Raw genomic sequence first — 18,769 nt, 5'->3', positions numbered from 1 at the left:
CAACTGTCGGGCATCCCGCCCGGATCACGCACCGATCGGCGCCTGCGCTCGTCGAGCCGGCGATCAGCTCCGACTGCGACGATGCGGCCCGAGCTCGGGCGCTACAGCTCCTGGGCTTCGCCGCCGACCTGCCCGTCCACGTCATCGCCGTACGCTCGCAACTCCCGCTCGACCAGATCGGCTCCCTGCTCTGCCCCGCCCGCCCCGTCGAGGCGGCACTGCTCGACGACGCGGGCGTCACCCGGTCCTGGCAGCAAGTTCTGCGCCCGATCAGCAGGGGGAATCTCGCCACCGTCCCCTGCACGCCCACCGCACCGGAACCGGCTCCTGCCACGTCCAGACCACCGAGGCGGAGCGTCTGAGCCGTACATGACCCGCCCGCCCGCCCGCCCGTCAGGCCGCCGCACCACGGAAGCTCGCGAAGCTGCAGACTTTCCTGAACCTCGGTCGTCAGTGCGAGCGGTAACTACGATCTCGCCCATGACCAATTTGTTCACGCACCGACTCCGAGTGCGCTACAGCGAATGTGACCAGCAGAACGTCGTGTTCAACGGCCACTACCTCTTCTATTACGACGTTGCTGCGATGGAGCTGTGGCGCGAGGCCACGGAGGGCTATGCATCCCTGGTCGAGGGGGGAACCGACCTGGTCGTGGCGGAAGCACGGATTGTTTATCGCCAGGGGGCGCGCTTCGATGAGCTGCTCGACATCGAGATGCCCATCACCCGTCTCGGAACGACCAGCATGATCGTGTGCCCGAGATTCAAGGTCGGCGAACGGCTCATCGCAGAGGGCGAAGTGCGGCACGTGTTCACCGACACCCTGACCGGCAGCAAGAAAGAGATGCCCCACACGGTCCGGGCAGCCTTCCAGCCCTACACCTCAGCGGAGGAATAGCACCGGCACGGGCCCTTGTTGACGCACCATCAGGTGCAAGTCCAGTAACGGCAAGGTGGTGGACCGGCACAAGACGCTGCCGCCGCCAAGGGCATGGTGAAGTGCCCGACGTGGGCAACACGGAGTTCCGGCCGAAGAGGCTACGGCGCTCAACGCGGCCAAGGAAGGGGAGCCATGTACGCCACCTCGGGGACCGTGCCGGGGCGGCGTCGTGCGTAGTCCGGGAAGGGGTTTTCGGTGAGACGTGGGAAGCGGCGCCGGGAGGCCTGCGTGACGATGGGCACGTACGGGCCTCTGGTGGGGCGCGAGCCGGATACCCGTGAGCGCGATGTCCGGGATGAGGAGGTTGCCGGCTTCCTGCAACGCGTGTCGGATCTGGCGTTCCGGGCCGGGCCGCGAGGAATTGAGCTGCGGCGGGTGGACATCGGGAGCAGGACGTTCGAGTTCTGCGACACCGCTGCCGAGGGTGACGGTGAGGTGCTGAGCGAGGGCCAGGCAGTCCCGGCCAACGACGCGGAGCGCGCCGAATGGCACTGGGTCCCGGAGGCGGACTCACCGGGGTGGGCGCATCTGGCCCGGCTGGTGCAGGATCTGGCGTTCCTGTCTTCGTTCCGCGAGTACGGACCAGAGGGCGGCCCGCAGCTGGAGGGGCTTCGGATACCGGGACGTGAATACGCCGATGTGCTGGTGGCGCACCGGGGCGGTCGGTGGAGGGTGCGCATCGAGCTGGAGGGGCGTGAGGAGCCCCTGGAATTCCCGGGAATGGCGATCGGCGAGCTGTTCGGTGAAGGAAAGCACCGAGAGCTGGTGACGCAGAACGAGCCGGATCTGGTGGTGAACCTCGTATGAACCCCGATTTCCTAGGTCCTGGACCCGGTGTGGCCCAGCGGGAGGCCCTCCCCCGCACAAGGCGAAGCACATCTGACCTTGTCACTCATCACCCTGATGACCCGACGCCTGACCCGCAGAGGCCCGCGCGCCGACACAGGGGCCAAGCGCTGATGATCATTCGCCGGTGGCCCCGTCGATCCGCTCGCGGAGCAAGTCGGCGTGCCCGTTGTGCCGCGCATACTCCTCGATCATGTGAGTCAGTACGCAGCGCACGGAAAACACCTCGTCGTGCCAGGTCACGGTGCAGTCGAGGGAGACCACGGCATCCACAATGGACCGGGACCGGGCACAAGCCTCCCGCCATATCGCGAAGGCCTCGTCCGTATCGGCGTGGTCGACATCGAACTCTGCGAACGTTGCGGGTTCCGGACCGGGCCAATAGGCCGGAGTCTTCTCACCGCCCACCACGACCAGGGACCCCGAACACGCACGCCGGCCATGCGCCTTCTGCCCCGCCAGGGGCTTGCCGCCGCGCCGAAGGCCGAAGTCGCCCAGTACATAGCCGAGTTGGCGGCCGATCGGGACGAGACGGGGCACCGGTGCGCGGGGCCTCCCTTGCTGCGGGCCGGCGGATCAGCTGCCGCAGGCGCATCCTGCGGCCGTCCCGGTGGCCTCGGCAGCCGCGCGTTCGCTGCTGCAGCAGGCGTGGCCGTTCAGGGCGTCGCTCTTGCCCATCTGGTCGGCGTCGGCCTTGACGACGTAGACCTCCCAGGGCTCCTTGCCGGGGCCGTGGACCCAGACCTTGTCCTGGAGGGCGTAGCAGCAGGAGGTGTCGTTCTCCTCGAAGGTCGCGAGCCCGGCGTCCTTGAGGCGGTCGGTGGCCGCGGTGACCTGCTGGGTGGAGGTGACTTCGACGCCGAGGTGGTCCAGGCGGGTGTCCTGGCCCGGCTCGCCCTCGATGAGGACGAGCTTGAGCGGCGGCTCGGTGATGGTGAAGTTCGCGTATCCGGGCCGGCGCTTGGCTGGCTCGGCGCTGAAGAGCTTGGAGTAGAACGCGACGGATTCTTCGAGGTCGGCGACGTTGAGGGCGAGCTGAACGCGGGACATGGCGGCCTCCCTGACCGGTTGCGGCGTGGCGTATTGATGTGTATTGATGCCTGTCGATACAAGCTTGCGCCCTGAATCGAAGTCCGTCAACATAGGGGCATGTCGAAACAAGAGCTTGAGGTGCTCGGGGAGCGAGGCGAAGCCTGCTGCCCAGGCCTGCTGACCGCCCCGCTGGACGAGGGCCAGGCGGTTGAGCTGGCGAAGGTCTTCAAGGCCCTGGGTGACCCGATCCGGCTGCGGCTGCTGTCGATGATCGCCTCCCGGGCCGGCGGGGAGGTCTGCGTCTGCGATCTCACCCCCGCCTTCGACCTGTCCCAGCCCACGATCTCCCACCACCTCAAGCTTCTGCGGCAGGCCGGCCTCGTCGGCTGCGAGCGCCGCGGAACGTGGGTGTATTACTGGCTGCTGCCGGAGATGACGGACAAGCTCGCGGGGGTCCTGTCCCGTCCGGGGGCCCCGTCCCTTCAGCCTCTCGACGAGCCCGCCGGGGCCGCCTCGTGACCGCCGAAGTCACCGCCGAAGTCACCACCGCGGAAGCGACCGCCGCTCGGCTGTCGTTTCTGGACCGCTTCCTCGCCGTCTGGATCCTGATCGCGATGGGCGCCGGCCTGAGCCTGGGACGCCTCGTCCCCGGACTCGGCGACACCCTCGCGAAGATCACCGTCACCGGTGTCTCGCTGCCGATCGCGCTCGGCCTGCTCGTGATGATGTATCCGGTCCTCGCCAAGGTCCGCTATGACCGCTGGGAAACCGTCACCCGTGACCGGCGCCTGCTGATCCCGTCGCTGGTCGTGAACTGGATTCTGGGCCCGGCGGTCATGTTCGCGCTGGCCTGGATCTTCCTCCCGGACCTGCCGGAATACCGGATCGGCCTGATCATCGTCGGTCTCGCCCGGTGCATCGCCATGGTCATCATCTGGAACGACCTGGCCCGCGGCGACCGCGAGGCCGCCGCCGTCCTGGTGGCACTGAACTCCGTGTTCCAGGTGATCGCGTTCAGCCTGCTGGGCTGGTTTTATCTCTCCGTCCTGCCTGGCTGGCTCGGTCTGCAGCAGATCGCCCTCGACGTCAGCGTGTGGGAGATCGCCCGCTCCGTGCTGATCTTCCTCGGCATCCCGCTGCTGGCCGGGTTCCTGACCCGCCGCCTGGGCGAGAAGGCCAAGGGACGGGCCTGGTACGAGGTCGAACTGATCCCTCGCATCGGGCCGTTCGCCCTGTACGGGCTGCTGTTCACGATTGTCGTGCTCTTCGCCCTCCAGGGCGACGCCATCACCTCCAAGCCCCTCGACGTCGCCAGGATCGCGCTGCCGCTGCTGGTCTACTTCGCCGTCATGTGGGCCGGCTCCATGGCGCTGGGCAAGGCAGTCGGACTCGACTATCCGAAGGCGACGACGCTGGCGTTCACCGCCGCCGGTAACAACTTCGAACTTGCCATCGCTGTGGCCATCGCGACCTTCGGTGCGACCTCCGGGCAGGCCCTGGCCGGGGTCGTCGGCCCGCTCATCGAGGTCCCGGTGCTGATCGGGCTGGTCCATGTCGCCCTGGCCACCCGCCGCTTCTTCCCCCAGCCCGCTCTGGCGTCCTCCGGTCCGGCCGCCGTCGAGGAAGGTTCTGCCCGTGTCTGAGTCCAAGCCGTCCGTGTTGTTCGTCTGCGTGCACAACGCCGGCCGGTCCCAGATGGCCGCCGCCTTCCTCAGCCATCTCGGTCAGGGCCAGGTCGAGGTCCGCTCGGCGGGATCGGCTCCGGCCGCAACGGTGCATCCGGCCGTGGTGGAGGCGATGGCCGAGGCGGGCATCGCCATCGCCACCGAGACGCCGAAGGCCCTGACCACGGAGGCGGTGCAGGCATCCGACGTGGTGATCACCATGGGATGCGGTGACGCTTGCCCGGTCTTCCCCGGCAAGAGGTACCTGGACTGGAAGCTCGAGGACCCGGCCGGGCAAGGAATCAACGCGGTCCGGTCGATCCGGGACGAGATCGAGCACCGGATCCGGGACCTGCTGGCCGAGCTCCTGCCCAGCCGACCCTGACGGCAGGAGACCCGCCTGGCGAGGGCTTTGGTCGCGCGGTTCACCAGATGCGCAGTGACCGCGCGCCGCGAGCGGGAGTCGGCGACGGCCACCGAGGTGGTGCCCCAGGACGTACCGGACACCGACGACACGCTTGTCCTGCTGTTCCTGTGCTGCCGTCCGGCGCTGACCGCGGCCTCCCAGACCGCGCTGACGCTGCGGGCGGTCGGCGGCCTGACCACTGCCGAGATCGCCCGCGCGTTCCTGGTGCCGGAGGCCACGATGGCGGCCAGGATCAGCCGGGCCAAGCAGCGCATCAAGGCCGCCGGCAGCTCGTTCAGCCTGCCGGACGGCGCGGAGCGCGAGGAGCGGCTACGGGTCGTCCTGCACGTGCTCTACCTGATCTTCAATGAGGGCTACACCGCCTCCTCGGGCAGCGACTTGCACCGCGCCGACCTCGCGCACGAGGCGATCCGGCCGGCCAGGATGGTGCACGCGCAGCTGCCCGAGGACGGCGAGGTGACCGGGCTGCTCGCGCTGATGCTGCTGACCCACGCCCGCCGGCAGGCACGTACGACGGCGGCCGGTGAGCTGGTGCCGCTGGAAGAGCAGGATCGTGCGCAGTGGGACCGCGCTCTGATCGACGAGGGGCTGGAGCTGGTCAAGGCGTCGCTGGCCGGCCCGGCGCTGGGTCCATACCAGCTGCAGGCCGCCATCGCTGCCACGCACGCCGACGCGGCCACAGCCAAGGAGACCAACTGGCCGCAGACGCAAGCCCTTTACCTGATCCTGGAACGGATCGCGCCCAACCCGATGGTCACCCTCAACCGGGCGGTCGCGCTCGCCGAGACCGAGGGCCCGACGGCCGAGCCGGCCCTGCTGTCCACATTGGACGGTGACGAGCGGATGGCCGGGCATCACCGGCTGCTGTCCGTACGGGCGCACCTGCTGGAGAAAGCCGGCGACACGGCCGGGGCGTACGCGCACTACCGGCGCGCCGCGAAGTCCACCGCCGGCATCGCCGAGCAGCGCTACCTGGAGTCCCGGGCCGGCCAGATGCGGACCTGGATTCCGCTCCGCCCGCGGCCGTCGGCTGCGCTGGTCACGCCCGGACCGGGCCCGGCTCACCACCCGGCGCGTGACGATCGGCTCACGGGCCGCCAGGCCGAGGGCCAGACGACGTCCCGGTTGACCGGACCGGTCACCCCCAGCCCGGCCCGTGCGCACTCGAGATACCGGCGCTGTGCCTCTCTGAACTCCACGTACGCCTGTTCCCCGCTCTGTTCCGCTTCCGTGGGTACGCCCCGCGCCAGGTGCTCCAGCCGCCACAGGCAGTGGTTCAGCGTCTTGGACGCGGTGTTCGTGTCCCTCAGCAGTGCGCAGGTCTCTCCCAGCGCGGAACGGCGGGCCCCGGCCGCGCCGAGCTCGGCGAGCACCTCCAGCGCACGGACTGCTCACGCCGCCACCGCGCCCGGTCGTTCAAGCTGCTCACCAGGAACGACCCGACAGCGCCCAGCGCAACACCCACCAGCGGAAGGATCTGTCCCGACAGACTCGTACAGGCCCCGATCACGTAGTCAAACGGTTCCCCATTCTCCCGGCGAGCCCGGCGAAGCCGCAGACAGCTGCCGTGCGGCGGGTGTCCGGGCGGGGACTCCGGGGCCGGCAACCTTGCTTCCGGCAGACGGGCTTGACCAGTGAACACAGGTGCGTCTGGGCCCACATGACGTCTCCGGTCTCGCACTACCGGCGCCGGCGGACCGCCCGCCGTCCCTCTCGTCCACCTGCCGCAGCGCTACGGCGTGCCGCGCGGCGGCAGCGCCGCCATGCCGCACAGGAAGGTGGCGCAGGTCAGGACCTCGGCGGTGAGCCGCACGCCCGTCAGGTGCGCGGCCAGCGCGAACGCGGCCTCGGTGGGCGGTTCGTAGCCGCGGTCCCCACCGTCGCTGAGGTCGAAGCCGGCAATGCGCATCCCCTCCACGAGACTGTCCGGGGCGCTGCCGTACCACCGGTCGGGGAACAGCGGCTCGAAGGTGATGCCATCCACGTTTGAGTGGCCCGGGTCACTTGCGTGATGTGGCTTCGTCGAAGGTCGACAGGTTGATCCGGACGGTGTGCGGCGTGTTCACGGGCGCTGCAGCCACTCGGTGTACCAGGTGCGGAAGCCGGGGCTCGCCGGGACGAAGCCGCCCCAGTCCGGGTCCATCCGCCAGACCTCGCCCGCTCGTTGACCGTTCAGGATCAGCCGTATGAACATGCCGCAGCCCTCTTCGGCCAGCATGAGCGTGCCCCGGGTCAGCTCATCGGCCGGTGCGCCGATCCGGCCGGGCAGGGGTTCGGTAAGGGGGAACGGCTCGGCAAGTCGGCCCGGCAGCCGGTCTTCCGCCCACTCGTCGTCCACGGCCCAGTCGTCGCCGGCTTCCGGGCGGGGAACGGTCAACGGCATCAGCCCGTAACTGGGACCGGCGGGGCCGTTGCCCACCTTCGTGACGAAGGACCGGTACGCCGCTGGTAGCTCGATGCCGTGGCCCTCCTCGAACGCCCTGACCTCCGCCTCCGGCAGCGCAGGCGCCAGCTGGTAGCGGTGCGTGTCCGCCCCGAAGGCCGCCCGCTCCGGGTCCAGTGCCGCCATTTCCCGTATCCGAGCGCGCACGCCGCCCTCGTCCCAGCTCTCCATACGCCGACCGTAGCAATGGCCCCGAGGTATGGCCCCGAGGTATGGCCCCCAGGAGTTGATGGCGGCGTGCCCGGGGCTGTGGCCGTCGCGCAGGCAGACGTCCAGTGCAAGAAGAAGACCGACCTCGTCGCTGTCTGGTCCGGCGTGGAGCCCCGAATCCCCAGAATGACGTCATACGCAGCCGCCCGAAGGCATTCCGGACCCTGAAGCCGGAGAAGGACCGGTGGCTCAAGGCCGCCCGCCGGGTCCTCGAAGGCGGACGAGCGAGAGGATCGTCCGACAGTTCACCAGCGATTGAACCGAAGCTGCCGGCGAGCCGTACCGATAGGTGCGGCTCCTGTCTCCCGAGTCTGGTGTGCCGTGCCAACACAGGACCCCGCACGGAAGGACCTTCGAGTTGTTGCCCATCACGCGCTCTCGTCAGCTGCCGGAAGCGGACGAGGCACCTACAAACGAGGCACCCACGAACGAGGGCCGCTCGCGCTCCGCCCCCGGAGCGCAGGCCGGCCCTCCGGAGCGGATGCCGGACGACGCCGCCGGCCAGGACACCGAGGCAGGTGACGAGGCGAGCGCCGGGAAGGACAACCCGGACAAGGCCGCGGCAGCCATCCGCTGGCGGGACCGCCACCCGGGCGCGGCCCAGACTGCGGCACGGCTGACCACCACTCTCGCCGCCGCCCTCGTCCTCTTCGCCCTCCTCCTCCCCAACCAGCTCACCCTCCTCACCCCCGGTGAGTTCCTGCGCATCCCGGTGGAGGCGATCTTCGGTTCCGCCCTGCTGCTCCTCCTCCCCTCGAGGGCGAGGCGGGTGGCGGCGGTGCTTGCCGGGGTGGGGCTCGGCCTGCTCACCGTGCTGAACCTCCTCGACATCGGCTTCAACGAAACCCTCGGCCGAGGGTTCAACCCGGCGCTCGACTGGGTCCTGCTCGACGACGGCGAATCGTTCCTTCAGGATTCGATCGGCCGGGCGCACGCGATCGGTGTGGCGATCGCAGCCGTCGCCCTCGTCCTCGCCCTCCTCGTCCTCACCACGCTGGCGGTCGTGCGGCTCACCAACCTCTTGGCCCGGCACAGCGCCACCGCGACCCGCACCACTCTGGTATTCGGGACCGCCTGGGTCGCCTGCACGGCGCTCGGCGTACAGGTGGCCGGCGTGCCGCTCGCCGCCACGAGCGCCGCCGGGCGCATCCAGGACCGCACGCAGCAGATTCGGGCGAGCCTGGCGGACGAGCAGGCGTTCGCCAAGGAGGCCGCCGTCGACTCCTTCGGCAACACTCCGGGCGATCAACTGCTGACCGGACTGCGCGGCAAGGACGTCATCTTCGCGTTCATAGAGAGCTACGGACGCAGCGCCGTCGAGGACCCGTTGATGGCGCCGGGGGTCGACTCGGCTCTCGCGGACGGGACCGAACAACTGCGCGCCGCCGGCTACTCCTCCCGGAGCGGCTGGCTCACCTCGTCGACGTACGGCGGCGCCAGCTGGCTGGGCCACTCCACCTTTATGTCGGGCCTGTGGATCGACAACCAGCAGCGCTACCGCACCGTCACCGCGGGCGACCGCCTGAGCCTCACCGGTGCCTTCAAACGCACCGGCGCCTGGCGCACGGTCGGCATCATGCCCGGCGTCACCAAGGGCTGGCCGGAGTCCTCGTTCTACGGCCTCGACCGCGTCTACGACTCGCGGGACCTCGGCTACAAGGGTCCGAAGTTCAGCTGGTCGACCATGCCCGACCAGTACACCCTGTCAGCCTTCGAGCGCCTGGAACACGGCAAGAAGTCCAGCCGGCCACACCACACGCAACACGGCGGGACGCACGATACGCAGCGCCCCAAGGCTCACAACAAGCCCCTGATGTCGTTCGTCATCCTCACCTCCAGCCACAACCCCTGGGCCCCCCTCCCCACAACGCTCGCCTGGGACAAGGTCGGCAACGGCTCCGTCTACGGCGCCATCAAGAACGCGGGCAAAGACCCTGTGGACGTCTGGAAGCACACCGGCCAGGTCCGCACCGAGTACGGCAAGTCCATCCAGTACTCGGTGCACAGCCTCATCTCGTACGTGGCGAAATACGGCACCAAGAACACCGTGCTCGTCTTCCTCGGCGACCACCAGCCCGTCGCCAAGGTCTCCGGCGACCACGCAAGCCGCGACGTCCCCGTCGCCATCGTCGCCCACGACCCGGCCGTACTGGACCGCGTCTCCAACTGGCGCTGGACCAACGGCCTCAAGCCCAGCCCCAAGGCCCCGGTCTGGCGCATGGACACCTTCCGCAACCGCTTTCTGACGGCTTACGGCCCCCAGCCCCGTTCCGCCCCACCCCGGCCCGCCCGGTAACCGAAGCCCGCCCGACGACCGGCATGACATGGGTCGACCTCCTGACGAGCCGCCTCGCGCATTGCCCCAACTGTGGTGACACGGAGTCGCGTACAGCAAGGTTCGATGGCGCCCGCTCAAGGTTCGGTGACACCGGACAGTGGGGTGCCCGCCGCGTCTGCACCCACCCTTGAAATTCCGCCGAAAAGGTTAAATCAAAGGGTTAAATTTCTAGGCCAGGGAGGGTTAAAGGCTGTTAGTGTGCGGGGTGGAGGTGGAGCACGTGCCAACCGAGGAAGAGCTGTTCGCTGCGGTGGACGCGCTGTTGGAGGAGGAGGCCCAGCTTCCGCCCCCGGCCGAGCGTGCCCGGCTGCGTGAGGCGGCCGGCATCACCCAGGCCCGTCTGGCCGCGGCGATGAAGACGACGCTGCAGACGGTCAAGAACTGGGAGAACGGACGCTCCGAGCCGCGGGAGCCGCGCCTGACGGCGTACCAGCGGCTGCTGGAAGGCTGGTCGGCGAAGTACCCCAAACACCCCGCGCCGGTGGCCGCTCCGGTCCCGGAGGCGTCCACAGCGTCTGCGCAGCAGCCGGCCCCTGCTGCTCCTCCCGCCGCACCCGCGCCCGCGCCGGTCACTGCGCCCGAGCCGGAGCAGGAACCCGCGGCCGGACCGTCGACGTCATCGCGCCGCCCGGCCAGGAAGGCCGTCCCGAAGCCGGCCGTCGACCCGCAGTTCCCGCACGGTCCGCTCGCCGTACTGGACGGTGGCGGCGCCGCGTACGGCATCGACGGCATCGTGCTGGACTGCCCGGCGACGACTGTTCCGCAGCTGGTCGACTGGACCCTGAAGGAGTCCGGACTCGGGGCGCCGCGTCTGCACCGCAACGGCAAGGACTTCGACCCGCTGATCGTGCTCACCGAGTCGGCCGCCGTGAAGTTCGGCCTGCCCGCGCGTCTGGAGGGCCACGAGGCCCGCCGCTCGCTGCGCCTGCCCGAGGACCACCCGGTCGTCAAGCAGATCGCCAAGGCCAAGTGGGAGCTCACCCAGCGCGGCTTCGGGCCGTGGCCGCGTATCTACCGCAAGGCAACGGGCACCCAGCGCCAGTGCGTGCAGCTGGCGATCCTGCCCTGGGAGGCCCTGGATGCCCGGATGTGGTCGGGCGCCGCCGGCCTCCCGCCGGCGGAACTCGCCCGCGCCCTCGGCATCTACGCCCAGCGGGTCATCACGCCGCGCGGCTCCACCGCCGTGACCGGCCTGGAGCTGATGACCGCGCTGCGCCCGCCGACCCGGGCTGTGAAGGATCCGCAGACCGGCGCGTGGGTCCAGGACCCCAGTCCCGCTCCCGGCTCCCTGGGCAAGCACCCGATGGACCCGGCGCCGCCGGAGGCCACCCCCGAACACCCCGTCGTCGTGAACAACGGCTGGACGGGCGGCTTCCTCGATGAGGAGGCCTACCAGTGGGTGCGCGACCCGAAGCTGCTCTCCGACGAGGAGTGCCTGCGGCCCTTCGCCATCGGCCTGGACATCAACACCGCCTTCCTCGCCGCCGCGGCCCGTCTGGTCGTGGGCCTCTCGGCGCCGGACCACTTCCACCACCCGACGTTCAACAAGAAGATCCCCGGCAGCTGGCTGGTGGACCTCTCGCACATCGAACTGGACCCGCGCCTCCCGTCGCCGTTCACCCCGTCCGGGCAGTGCCCGACCGGTCCGGCCTGGTACCAGACCCACACCGTCGCCTACGCCCAGGAACTCGGCTTCGACGTCCGGCCGATCGAGGCCTACCTGCGGCGGGAGACCGGCGCGTACCTGGACCCGTGGCACGACCGTCTCAAGGACGCCTACGTGGACACGATGGCCGACCTCGGGGTCACGAAGGACCTGGACGACCATCAGTTCCTCGCCGCGATGGAACAGCACAAGCAGACCGACCCCGGCATGGCGGCCGTCCTGGCCGCGATCAAGGCGACCGTCAAGGGGGGCGTGGGCAAGCTCCGCGAGCGCCCCCAGGGACGGCACTACCGCGACGGAGACCGGTGGCCCGCGCTGGAGCGCCCCACCTGGCGCCCCGACATCCGCGCGGCGGTCATCTCCAAGGCCCGGGTCAACATGCACCGCAAGATGGCCAACGTCGCCAAGGCGACCGACCAGTTCCCGCTCGCGGTACTGTCCGACTGCGTCGTCTACGCCTCACCCGGCCGCTCCCCGCTGGACTTCCTGCCCTACACCACCTCCGGCAAGCCACTGCCCGGTTCCTTCCGCCTCGGCCCGACGCCCGGCCTGGCGAAGGTCGAAGGCGTGGCGGAGATGGCCTGGGCGGTCGACCTGATGGAGAAGGGCTTCAACCCCGCCCGCCACATCAAGGGCGACGGCCTGTAGGTACTCAGAATCCGCGTCATGTTCTCGCGAGCGATTACCTCTAAATAGCACTTATGACGCGACGGTGAGATGTTCAGCTCGGGGCGATCACCCTTTCGGGTGATCGAAAGCGCGTGCGTCCATTCGTACTTCAGGGCCCGTGTAACTGTCCTGCGATCAAGGTCAGTTGCACGGGCACTGGGGGCGGATGGTGGATGTAGAGGTGTGTGTTCGGCTTGCCGAGGACGAGGTGCGCGAGGGCCTCGCCTGGGAGTCGGTGCCGCTGGAGATGCTGTACGCGGCCGAGCCGTGGCGGACGTTCCGCTGGTACATGGGGCAGAAGCACTACTCGGGTTCGTACTGGTCGAGTACGCAGTCGGATCACGTGATCTACGAGTCGCGGCTGGAGCTAGCGCGCTTGTTGTACGCCGACTTCGACCGGGACGTGACCGGGATCGTGGCCCAGCCCTTCTTGCTCAGGGCCGAAGTGGACGGTGCACTGCGCCGGCACATCCCGGACTACCTGCTGGCCACCACGGCGGGCCCGCTGGTGGTGGACGTCAAACCGCGGCACCGTGCGGCCAGGCCGGAGCACGCGTTCACCTTCGCCTGGACCCGGGAGGCGGTGGAGGCGAAGGGCTGGCGCTACGAGGTGTGGAGCGAGCCGCCGGACGCCGAGCTGGCCAACGTCCGCTTCCTCGCGGGCTACCGTCGCGACTGGCTGTTCAGTTGGGACCTGCTTGAGGACGAACGCGACGAGGCGGTGGACAAAGAACCACCGCCGGATCGGCTCTTCGCCCCGGCCGTCCTTGACGACGTACGCGACCGAGTCGCGGATGGGGAGACGCTGGGGGAGACGTTCGCCTGCCTGCCGGGACGTCCGGCGCCGCTGGTGCGGGCCGCGGTGTTGCATCTGCTGTGGAAACAGCAGTGGCTGACCGACCTGAGCGTTCCGCTCAGTGCCCGCAGCATGCTGAGGAGCGCGTCGTGAACCGGGCCGCGGTGCGAGTGGGAGTGGGAACCCGCTTCTCCTACGACGGCGAGGTCGTCGAAGTGGTGGAGCTCGCCAGCACGCAGGCCGGCGGCGAGGTGGTCCTCAAGGACGGTCGGGGACGGCTGCTGCGGCTGGCAGTCAAGGAACTGCTGCTTTCAGACCGTGCCCGCGTCATGCCGGACGGGCCCGGACCGGCCTCCGACGACCCGCAGGACGTAGCCGCGGTGGTGCTGGACCAGCTGGATGACGCTGAGCGTGAGCGGGTCCTGGAGAGGGCCGCGCACGTGAGGGAGGTGCTCACCGGGTTCCGCAGCGGCAGCGAGGAGCTGGCCGCCGTGGGGGAGCCCCGCGCCGCCTACGCGGCGGGCGAGCCGATGGAGAGCCGGTACGCGGCGAAGGCGGCCGAGCTCGAGGTGGCCGCGCGCACGGTCAAGCGGTGGGTGGCGGCGTTCCGCCGGGACGGTGAGGCGGGACTGGTGCCGGCCCGCAGCGGGCCGCGGTCCGGGCACCGGAACGCGGAGGTGTGGTCGGAGGCGGCGCTGGAGGTGATGGTCGAGCACACGGGCCAGTCCAAGCCGTCGCGCAAGATGGTCATAGAGCGGACACGGGCCCGGCTGCTGGCCAGGAGGTTCGAGGAGGAGGACCTGCCCAGCCGGGCGACGGCATACCGCCTCCTGGAAGACCTCGAGCGGCGCCATCCGACCTTCCGGCTGAGCACGAAACGGAACCGGGACATCGCCTCCCGGCCCGGCGGGGTCTACGGGAAACTGCGGCCGACCCGGCCGGGCGAGTACCTGCTGATGGACACCAACCGCCTCGACGTGTTCGCCCTGGACCCGGTCACGCTGCAGTGGCTGCAGGCGGAGCTCACCGTCGCGATGGACTGGTACACCCGCTGCATCTGCGGGATCAGGATCACCCCGGTGTCGACGAAGGCCGTCGATGCCAGCGTCGCCCTCTACCAGGCGTTCTGTCCCCGGCCCGCGGGCCAGGACTGGCCGGCGCACGCGGTCTGGCCCGAGCACGGCATCCCGAGGTCGGTGCTGATCGACGCCACGGCGCTTGAAGGGCCGATGCGCTCGGCGGCGTCGCCCGCGCTGGTGCCGGAGACGGTGCTGGTCGACCACGGCAAGGTGTTCGTCTCGGAGCATCTGACCAGCGTCTGCCGCCGGTTGGGGATATCGGTGCAGCCCGCTCGACTGAAGACGGGCCGGGACAAGGGCCCGCTGGAGAGGTTCTTCCTGACCCTGCGCGAGGACCTGCTGCAGGCCCTGCCCGGCTACAAGGGTCCCGATCTGAACTCGCGCGGCGAGCGTCCCGAGGGAGAGGCGTTCTTCTTCCTCCACGAACTTGAGGCGATCATCCGCGAGTGGGTGGCCTGCGTCTATCACCACCGGCCGCACACCAGCCTGATCGATCCAGGGGTGCCGGGGCTGCGGATGTCGCCGGCGGCGATGTTCGAGCACGGGCTGAACAGGGCCGGCTACATCGAGGTCCCGCGCGATCCGGATCTGGCGTTTGAGTTCCTGCGGGTGGAACGGCGCAAGATCCAGCACTACGGTATCGACTTGGACGCCCGCCGCTACAACGGCGCCGCCCTGGACCCCTACCGCGGTCTGCTCAGCGGCGAGCGGGACGGCAAGTGGCCCATCGCGGTGAACCCGGACGACATCAACGCGGTCTACTTCCGCGATCCCGCGAGCCGCAGGTGGCATGCGCTGGCCTGGGAACACGCACCGGGTCGGGACATGCCGGTGAGCGAGGAGGCACTGCAGTTCGCCCGCCGCCTGGCCGCGTCCCGCGACCGGTTCCCGGATGACAAGGCCGCGGTCCGTGACCTGTTCGAACGCTGGAACCTCGGTCTGGGCACCACGCTGGTCGAGCGCCGGATGGCGCTGCGGCTCGCCCGGGAACAGGCGGCCCTGGACCTCCCCGAGCCCGAAGAGAGCGTCGCGACGCTGCCGAGCGTGAGACGCCTCATGGACTTGCCGGACGCGGCAGAACCGCAACTCGCGTCCGAGGCCGCACAGGAGACGGGCGACGACGACGCGGCTGACGAGGCCGAATTCTTGGAGCTCGAAGACGACAGCGACTTCTACACCGACGCTCTGGAGGACGCGTGAACAGCGAGGGCACCTGGACGCCGGGAGACTCCCACCGCCTGGACGCGCTGACGCTCTCGCGCAAGGAGGGCTGGGCGGCGTTCGCGGAAGCCGCACCGCGGACACAGCCGGAACTGCTGCCGCACAGCGAGTACTTGGCTCTGGGAGAGCGCGCGAAGGCGGAATATGACCGGGCCCGGCGGATCTGGCACGCGAACCTCGGGCCACTGCGGACCCCGCAGCTGGCCGAGTTGCACGAGGACTTGTGGGACATCCTCGACAGCAACCAGCAGGACGGCGACCAGGCCAAGGGCGCCGTCGCGGTGGACGCCTTCCCTGGATTGGGCAAGACGACGGCGGTGCTGGCCTTCGCCCGGGACTTCCATCGCCGGGAGATCGCCGAGGGAGGCGCGTTCACCGCCGGCGGGCACGAACGGCTCCCCGTCTGCCGGGTGGGCCTGACTGGGAACACCGGGATGAAGGACTTCAACCGGGCGATGCTGGAGTTCTTCGGCCATCCTGGCCGCACCACCGGCACCACCGCGCAGTTCGCCCAGCGAGCCCTGGACTGCGTGCTCTCCTGCGATGTGAAGCTGCTGATCGTGGACGACCTGCACTTCCTGCGCTGGAGGGCGGCCGGCGGAGTCGAAGTGAGCAACCACTTCAAGTACGTCGCGAACGAGTTCCCGGTCACGTTGCTGTTCGTCGGGGTCGGCCTGGCCAAGCGCGGACTGTTCTCCGAGGGCGAGTCCTACGACAACGCGGTCCTGGCCCAGACGGGCCGACGCACAACCCGTCTGGACATGGGGTCGTTCGAACTGGCCACCGACCAGGGCCGCAGCCAGTGGCGCCGGCTGCTGCTGGCCCTGGAGAAGCGCCTGGTCCTGCACGGCACCTACCGGGGGATGCTCGCCGACGACCTGTTTGACTACCTGTTCATCCGCTCAAGCGGTCACATCGGCTCGCTGATGACCCTCATTAACCGCGGCTGCCAGCGAGCCATCCGCACCGGCGTCGAGCGTCTGGACGAGGAACTTCTGAGTCGCGTCAAGATCGATCAGGCGGCCCACCTGGCCCAGGACGACGTACGCAATCTCCTGAAGGGACAGCGCTCCCGACGGACCCGCCAGAAGGCGGCTCGCCGGTGACGCACGCGCGGACCCTGCCGATCCGCCTCGCCCCACAACCGGGCGAGGCACTCGACTCCTGGTGGGAGTCGATCGCCCACCGACTGGGCACCACCACCGGCGACGTCCTGGCCTCGATGGGGCTGCTGCCCCGCGGTGCCTGTCGGCCGGTGGAGTCGGGCATGTTGGGCCGCCTGGTCACCCTCCTCGACGCGGACCAGGCGGCAGCCATCGCATGGTCGGCTGGCCCCACCCAGGCGCAGGCGCACGCCATGACCCTGGCCCGCTACGACGGACAGGCCCACGTGGTCGACGCACAGCGGCGACGCGTCGAGGCGAGGCATCTCTGGGGGAGGGCCCGCGGGTCCCGCTACTGCCCGGCCTGCCTGGCCGCAAGCGGCGGCAGATGGCGGCTGAGCTGGAGACTCGGCTGGTCCTTCGCCTGCCACGATCACCGTCTGCTGCTGGTCGACGCCTGCCCGCGCTGCAGCCGCATGCCGCGGCACTTCCCGGCGACCACCCGGCACCCGCTCACTCCGGGGCGCTGCCACAGCCCTTCGGAGAAGGACGCCCCGCCGGCGCGCTGCGGCCAGCCGTTCGAGGAGGTTCCCGCGCTCATGCTCGCCGCGCGGGGATCCGTGATCGCGGCCCAGAAGCTCATCGAGGAGGCCATCTCCTGCGGCCGGGCCGGTTTCGGCGTCTATCAAGACCATCCCCAGCCCAGTCTTGCGCTGTTCGGGGACCTTCGGGCGCTGGCCTGCATTCTCCTTCGCCGCGTCCCTGACCCCGACCGGCTGGCGGGCTTCGTCCCACCGGAAATCCTGGCGCTGCACCAGCAGCCCCTGCCGGAGAAGCGGCGGTCCTTCGACCCTGTCGAGGAGACCCGTCCGGGACGACTTGCCCCGCAACGGGCCGCAACCGCCGCCCTCGCCGTCAGCGCGGCCCTGCACATCCTCGAGCACGGCGACGTCCACGAGGCCGGAGCCGCTCTTCGCCACCTGATCAGCGACGCGGACGGCACCATTCCGCTCAAGGTCGGGCTTCGGTGGGCCCACACCAGCCCGGTTTTCGACGCGATCCATCTCGCGACCCTTGCGCCCCGCCTCAAGGGCACTGACCAGTTGCGTTACCGCACCGCGGACCGATTGCCGAGCAGGCCTGGTCGCTCGGCGGCAACGCGGGTCGCCGAGCGGGCCCGCAAGATTCCGACGCAGCTCTGGCCGGCTTGGTCCGCCCGGCTGAGTCCCCAGAGCGGGGCCCTCTCGCGCACCATCCGCCCTGCCCTGTCGTGCTACCTCCTGCTGATCGGGGGCACAGGGGACTTCCCCGCGGCGGCCCGTCTTCTTCGCGCACCGGTGGAAGACAGGCTGGGCTCTCACATGACGTTCCGCCTCACGAAGCGGGGCCACTTTCACGGCATCAGCCTCGGCCTGTTCGCACTGGCGGACTACCTTGACCAGCAAGGATCACCGATCGACTACACCCGCCGCCGCGCACTCGACTACCGAGACCTGCTGCCGCTGGACACCTGGACGCGACTCTGCCGGGACATCGACTTCGAAGCCGGCGGAGTACGGCGGCACCAGTTCGCCCGAGCGCTGTTGTTCGAACGGCTCAGCGGACTCCCCGCAACCCTCGCCCCGGCGGCATATACGCCCAGCACTCAGGAACTGCGGACCATGCTGCGGACCTTCGAAACGGATCTCACCCCGGCACTGATGAGTCAACTCGAAGGACACGCAGCGGAGTTCCTCACCCGACAGGGAGTTCGCGGGGAACCTCTCTCCTGGCAGCCCCCAGCGGACATTATCCGTGATCTTGAACTGCCGGGGTGCGACCTGCGGGACATCGACCTCGGCATGCTGCACCGGCTCATCAGGGGCGAATGCCTGACGACAGCACAAGCCGCCCGCCGCCTGGGCGTCAGCCATGACGCTGTCCGGTTCGTCCTGCAGGAGCAGCCGGCCCCTCCCGAGGAGGCGAAGAGCGCGAAGTGGGAGAGAGGAGCGACTGTTCGCCGGGCTCGCGCGACTCTCCCCAGGGAGAAGCTCGCACGCTTCTATCTTGACGAATACCGCTCGCTCAAGTGGATCGCGGAGCACGTCGACGTGAACGTCGAGGCAATCAAGGTCCTGGTCCGCGAATACGGCATGAAGCGCGACGGCAAAGCGACCCGCTGGCGCCAGATCGATCTCGACTGGCTCCGCGCCCAACGAGCCGCTGGCCGCACCTGCCGCGCACTCGCAGAGGAGACCGGCTTCTCGCTCGGAATGATCAGCTACCTGGGCCGGCGGCACGACCTTCCCGGTCGCCGGTCAACGGCCGATCGGGCAGCCAGGCGAATGCGGTGAAGG

At 69.6% G+C, this 18,769-nt stretch carries 16 protein-coding genes and 1 pseudogene; 12 read left to right on the top strand and 5 right to left on the bottom strand.

All coding sequences use genetic code 11. From position 1 onward, the window contains the following. Positions 1–101 precede the first annotated feature (101 nt). Positions 102–257, bottom strand: coding sequence for a hypothetical protein (locus AB0D04_RS04560; RefSeq protein WP_362699319.1), 156 nt, complete (start codon positions 255–257; stop codon positions 102–104). A 223-nt stretch (positions 258–480) separates the two neighbouring features. On the opposite strand from AB0D04_RS04560, the gene AB0D04_RS04555 reads away from it, so the two are divergent. Next, complete coding sequence (locus tag AB0D04_RS04555; protein ID WP_362699317.1) at positions 481–897, top strand: thioesterase family protein; 417 nt, start codon at positions 481–483, stop codon at positions 895–897. Positions 898–1,167: 270 nt separating this feature from the next. Next, positions 1,168–1,746: a hypothetical protein gene (locus AB0D04_RS04550; protein ID WP_362699315.1), complete on the top strand. Its 579-nt coding sequence runs from the start codon at positions 1,168–1,170 to the stop codon at positions 1,744–1,746. Between the two features lie 156 nt (positions 1,747–1,902). On the opposite strand, the gene AB0D04_RS04545 is transcribed toward AB0D04_RS04550, so the two are convergent. Next, entirely contained in the window at positions 1,903–2,325 is a 423-nt protein-coding gene (locus AB0D04_RS04545) for a DUF664 domain-containing protein (RefSeq protein ID WP_362699313.1), read from the bottom strand. Positions 2,326–2,361: 36 nt separating this feature from the next. Beyond that, positions 2,362–2,835, bottom strand: a complete 474-nt coding sequence (locus AB0D04_RS04540) for an ArsI/CadI family heavy metal resistance metalloenzyme (RefSeq protein ID WP_362699311.1) — start codon at positions 2,833–2,835, stop codon at positions 2,362–2,364. A 99-nt stretch (positions 2,836–2,934) separates the two neighbouring features. Between AB0D04_RS04540 and AB0D04_RS04535 the strand changes: the two genes are divergently transcribed. The 4 genes and pseudogenes from AB0D04_RS04535 to AB0D04_RS04520 all read left to right on the top strand — a co-directional run. After that, positions 2,935–3,336, top strand: a complete 402-nt coding sequence (locus tag AB0D04_RS04535) for a metalloregulator ArsR/SmtB family transcription factor (RefSeq protein WP_362699309.1) — start codon at positions 2,935–2,937, stop codon at positions 3,334–3,336. Next, positions 3,333–4,460 carry an ACR3 family arsenite efflux transporter gene (gene arsB / locus AB0D04_RS04530; protein WP_362699307.1) on the top strand — a complete coding sequence of 376 codons (1,128 nt, stop codon included), beginning with the start codon at positions 3,333–3,335 and terminating at the stop codon, positions 4,458–4,460. The genes AB0D04_RS04535 and arsB overlap by 4 nt, the downstream gene beginning before the upstream one ends. Then, the gene (locus tag AB0D04_RS04525; RefSeq protein WP_362699305.1) at positions 4,453–4,866 is read left to right on the top strand and encodes an arsenate reductase ArsC; all 414 of its coding nucleotides are present in this window, start codon (positions 4,453–4,455) and stop codon (positions 4,864–4,866) included. Before arsB ends, AB0D04_RS04525 begins: the two co-directional genes overlap by 8 nt. A gap of 60 nt (positions 4,867–4,926) precedes the next feature. Then, positions 4,927–5,904: pseudogene (locus AB0D04_RS04520) on the top strand (DUF6596 domain-containing protein); the annotation flags it as partial. Positions 5,905–6,640: 736 nt separating this feature from the next. Here the strand turns inward: AB0D04_RS04520 and AB0D04_RS04515 are convergent. Both AB0D04_RS04515 and AB0D04_RS04510 read right to left on the bottom strand, forming a co-directional pair. Continuing rightward, complete coding sequence (locus AB0D04_RS04515; protein WP_362699303.1) at positions 6,641–6,892, bottom strand: DUF6461 domain-containing protein; 252 nt, start codon at positions 6,890–6,892, stop codon at positions 6,641–6,643. Between the two features lie 78 nt (positions 6,893–6,970). Beyond that, positions 6,971–7,522, bottom strand: coding sequence for an SMI1/KNR4 family protein (locus tag AB0D04_RS04510; RefSeq protein ID WP_362699301.1), 552 nt, complete (start codon positions 7,520–7,522; stop codon positions 6,971–6,973). Between the two features lie 520 nt (positions 7,523–8,042). Here AB0D04_RS04510 and AB0D04_RS04505 point away from each other — a divergent pair. The 6 genes from AB0D04_RS04505 (at position 8,043) to AB0D04_RS04480 (ending at position 18,766) form a co-directional block, all read left to right on the top strand. After that, positions 8,043–9,857 carry a sulfatase gene (locus AB0D04_RS04505; RefSeq protein ID WP_362699402.1) on the top strand — a complete coding sequence of 605 codons (1,815 nt, stop codon included), beginning with the start codon at positions 8,043–8,045 and terminating at the stop codon, positions 9,855–9,857. A gap of 262 nt (positions 9,858–10,119) precedes the next feature. Continuing rightward, positions 10,120–12,213 (top strand): helix-turn-helix domain-containing protein, encoded by a 2,094-nt coding sequence (locus AB0D04_RS04500; RefSeq protein WP_362699300.1) that lies wholly within the window; start codon positions 10,120–10,122, stop codon positions 12,211–12,213. 202 nt (positions 12,214–12,415) lie between these two features. Further along, positions 12,416–13,183: a TnsA-like heteromeric transposase endonuclease subunit gene (locus AB0D04_RS04495; RefSeq protein ID WP_362699298.1), complete on the top strand. Its 768-nt coding sequence runs from the start codon at positions 12,416–12,418 to the stop codon at positions 13,181–13,183. Beyond that, complete coding sequence (locus AB0D04_RS04490) at positions 13,180–15,309, top strand: helix-turn-helix domain-containing protein (protein ID WP_362699296.1); 2,130 nt, start codon at positions 13,180–13,182, stop codon at positions 15,307–15,309. The genes AB0D04_RS04495 and AB0D04_RS04490 overlap by 4 nt, the downstream gene beginning before the upstream one ends. Next, entirely contained in the window at positions 15,306–16,436 is a 1,131-nt protein-coding gene (locus tag AB0D04_RS04485) for an AAA family ATPase (protein ID WP_362699294.1), read from the top strand. Before AB0D04_RS04490 ends, AB0D04_RS04485 begins: the two co-directional genes overlap by 4 nt. Further along, positions 16,433–18,766, top strand: a complete 2,334-nt coding sequence (locus AB0D04_RS04480) for a TniQ family protein (protein ID WP_362699293.1) — start codon at positions 16,433–16,435, stop codon at positions 18,764–18,766. The genes AB0D04_RS04485 and AB0D04_RS04480 overlap by 4 nt, the downstream gene beginning before the upstream one ends. Positions 18,767–18,769 lie beyond the last annotated feature (3 nt).

The sequence above is a fragment of the Streptomyces sp. NPDC048483 genome, from assembly GCF_040651455.1.
Classification (GTDB): Bacteria; Actinomycetota; Actinomycetes; order Streptomycetales; family Streptomycetaceae; genus Streptomyces.
This window is presented reverse-complemented; position numbering and strand designations above follow the sequence as displayed.

Excerpts from the sequence above, each read along its gene's own strand:
- AB0D04_RS04555 (WP_362699317.1), top strand. The coding sequence starts at position 481 with ATGACCAATTTGTTCACGCACCGACTCCGAGTGCGCTACAGCGAATGT.
- AB0D04_RS04540 (WP_362699311.1), bottom strand. The coding sequence starts at position 2,835 with ATGTCCCGCGTTCAGCTCGCCCTCAACGTCGCCGACCTCGAAGAATCC.
- AB0D04_RS04535 (WP_362699309.1), top strand. The coding sequence starts at position 2,935 with ATGTCGAAACAAGAGCTTGAGGTGCTCGGGGAGCGAGGCGAAGCCTGC.
- AB0D04_RS04510 (WP_362699301.1), bottom strand. The coding sequence starts at position 7,522 with ATGGAGAGCTGGGACGAGGGCGGCGTGCGCGCTCGGATACGGGAAATG.
- AB0D04_RS04505 (WP_362699402.1), top strand. The coding sequence starts at position 8,043 with ATGCCGGACGACGCCGCCGGCCAGGACACCGAGGCAGGTGACGAGGCG.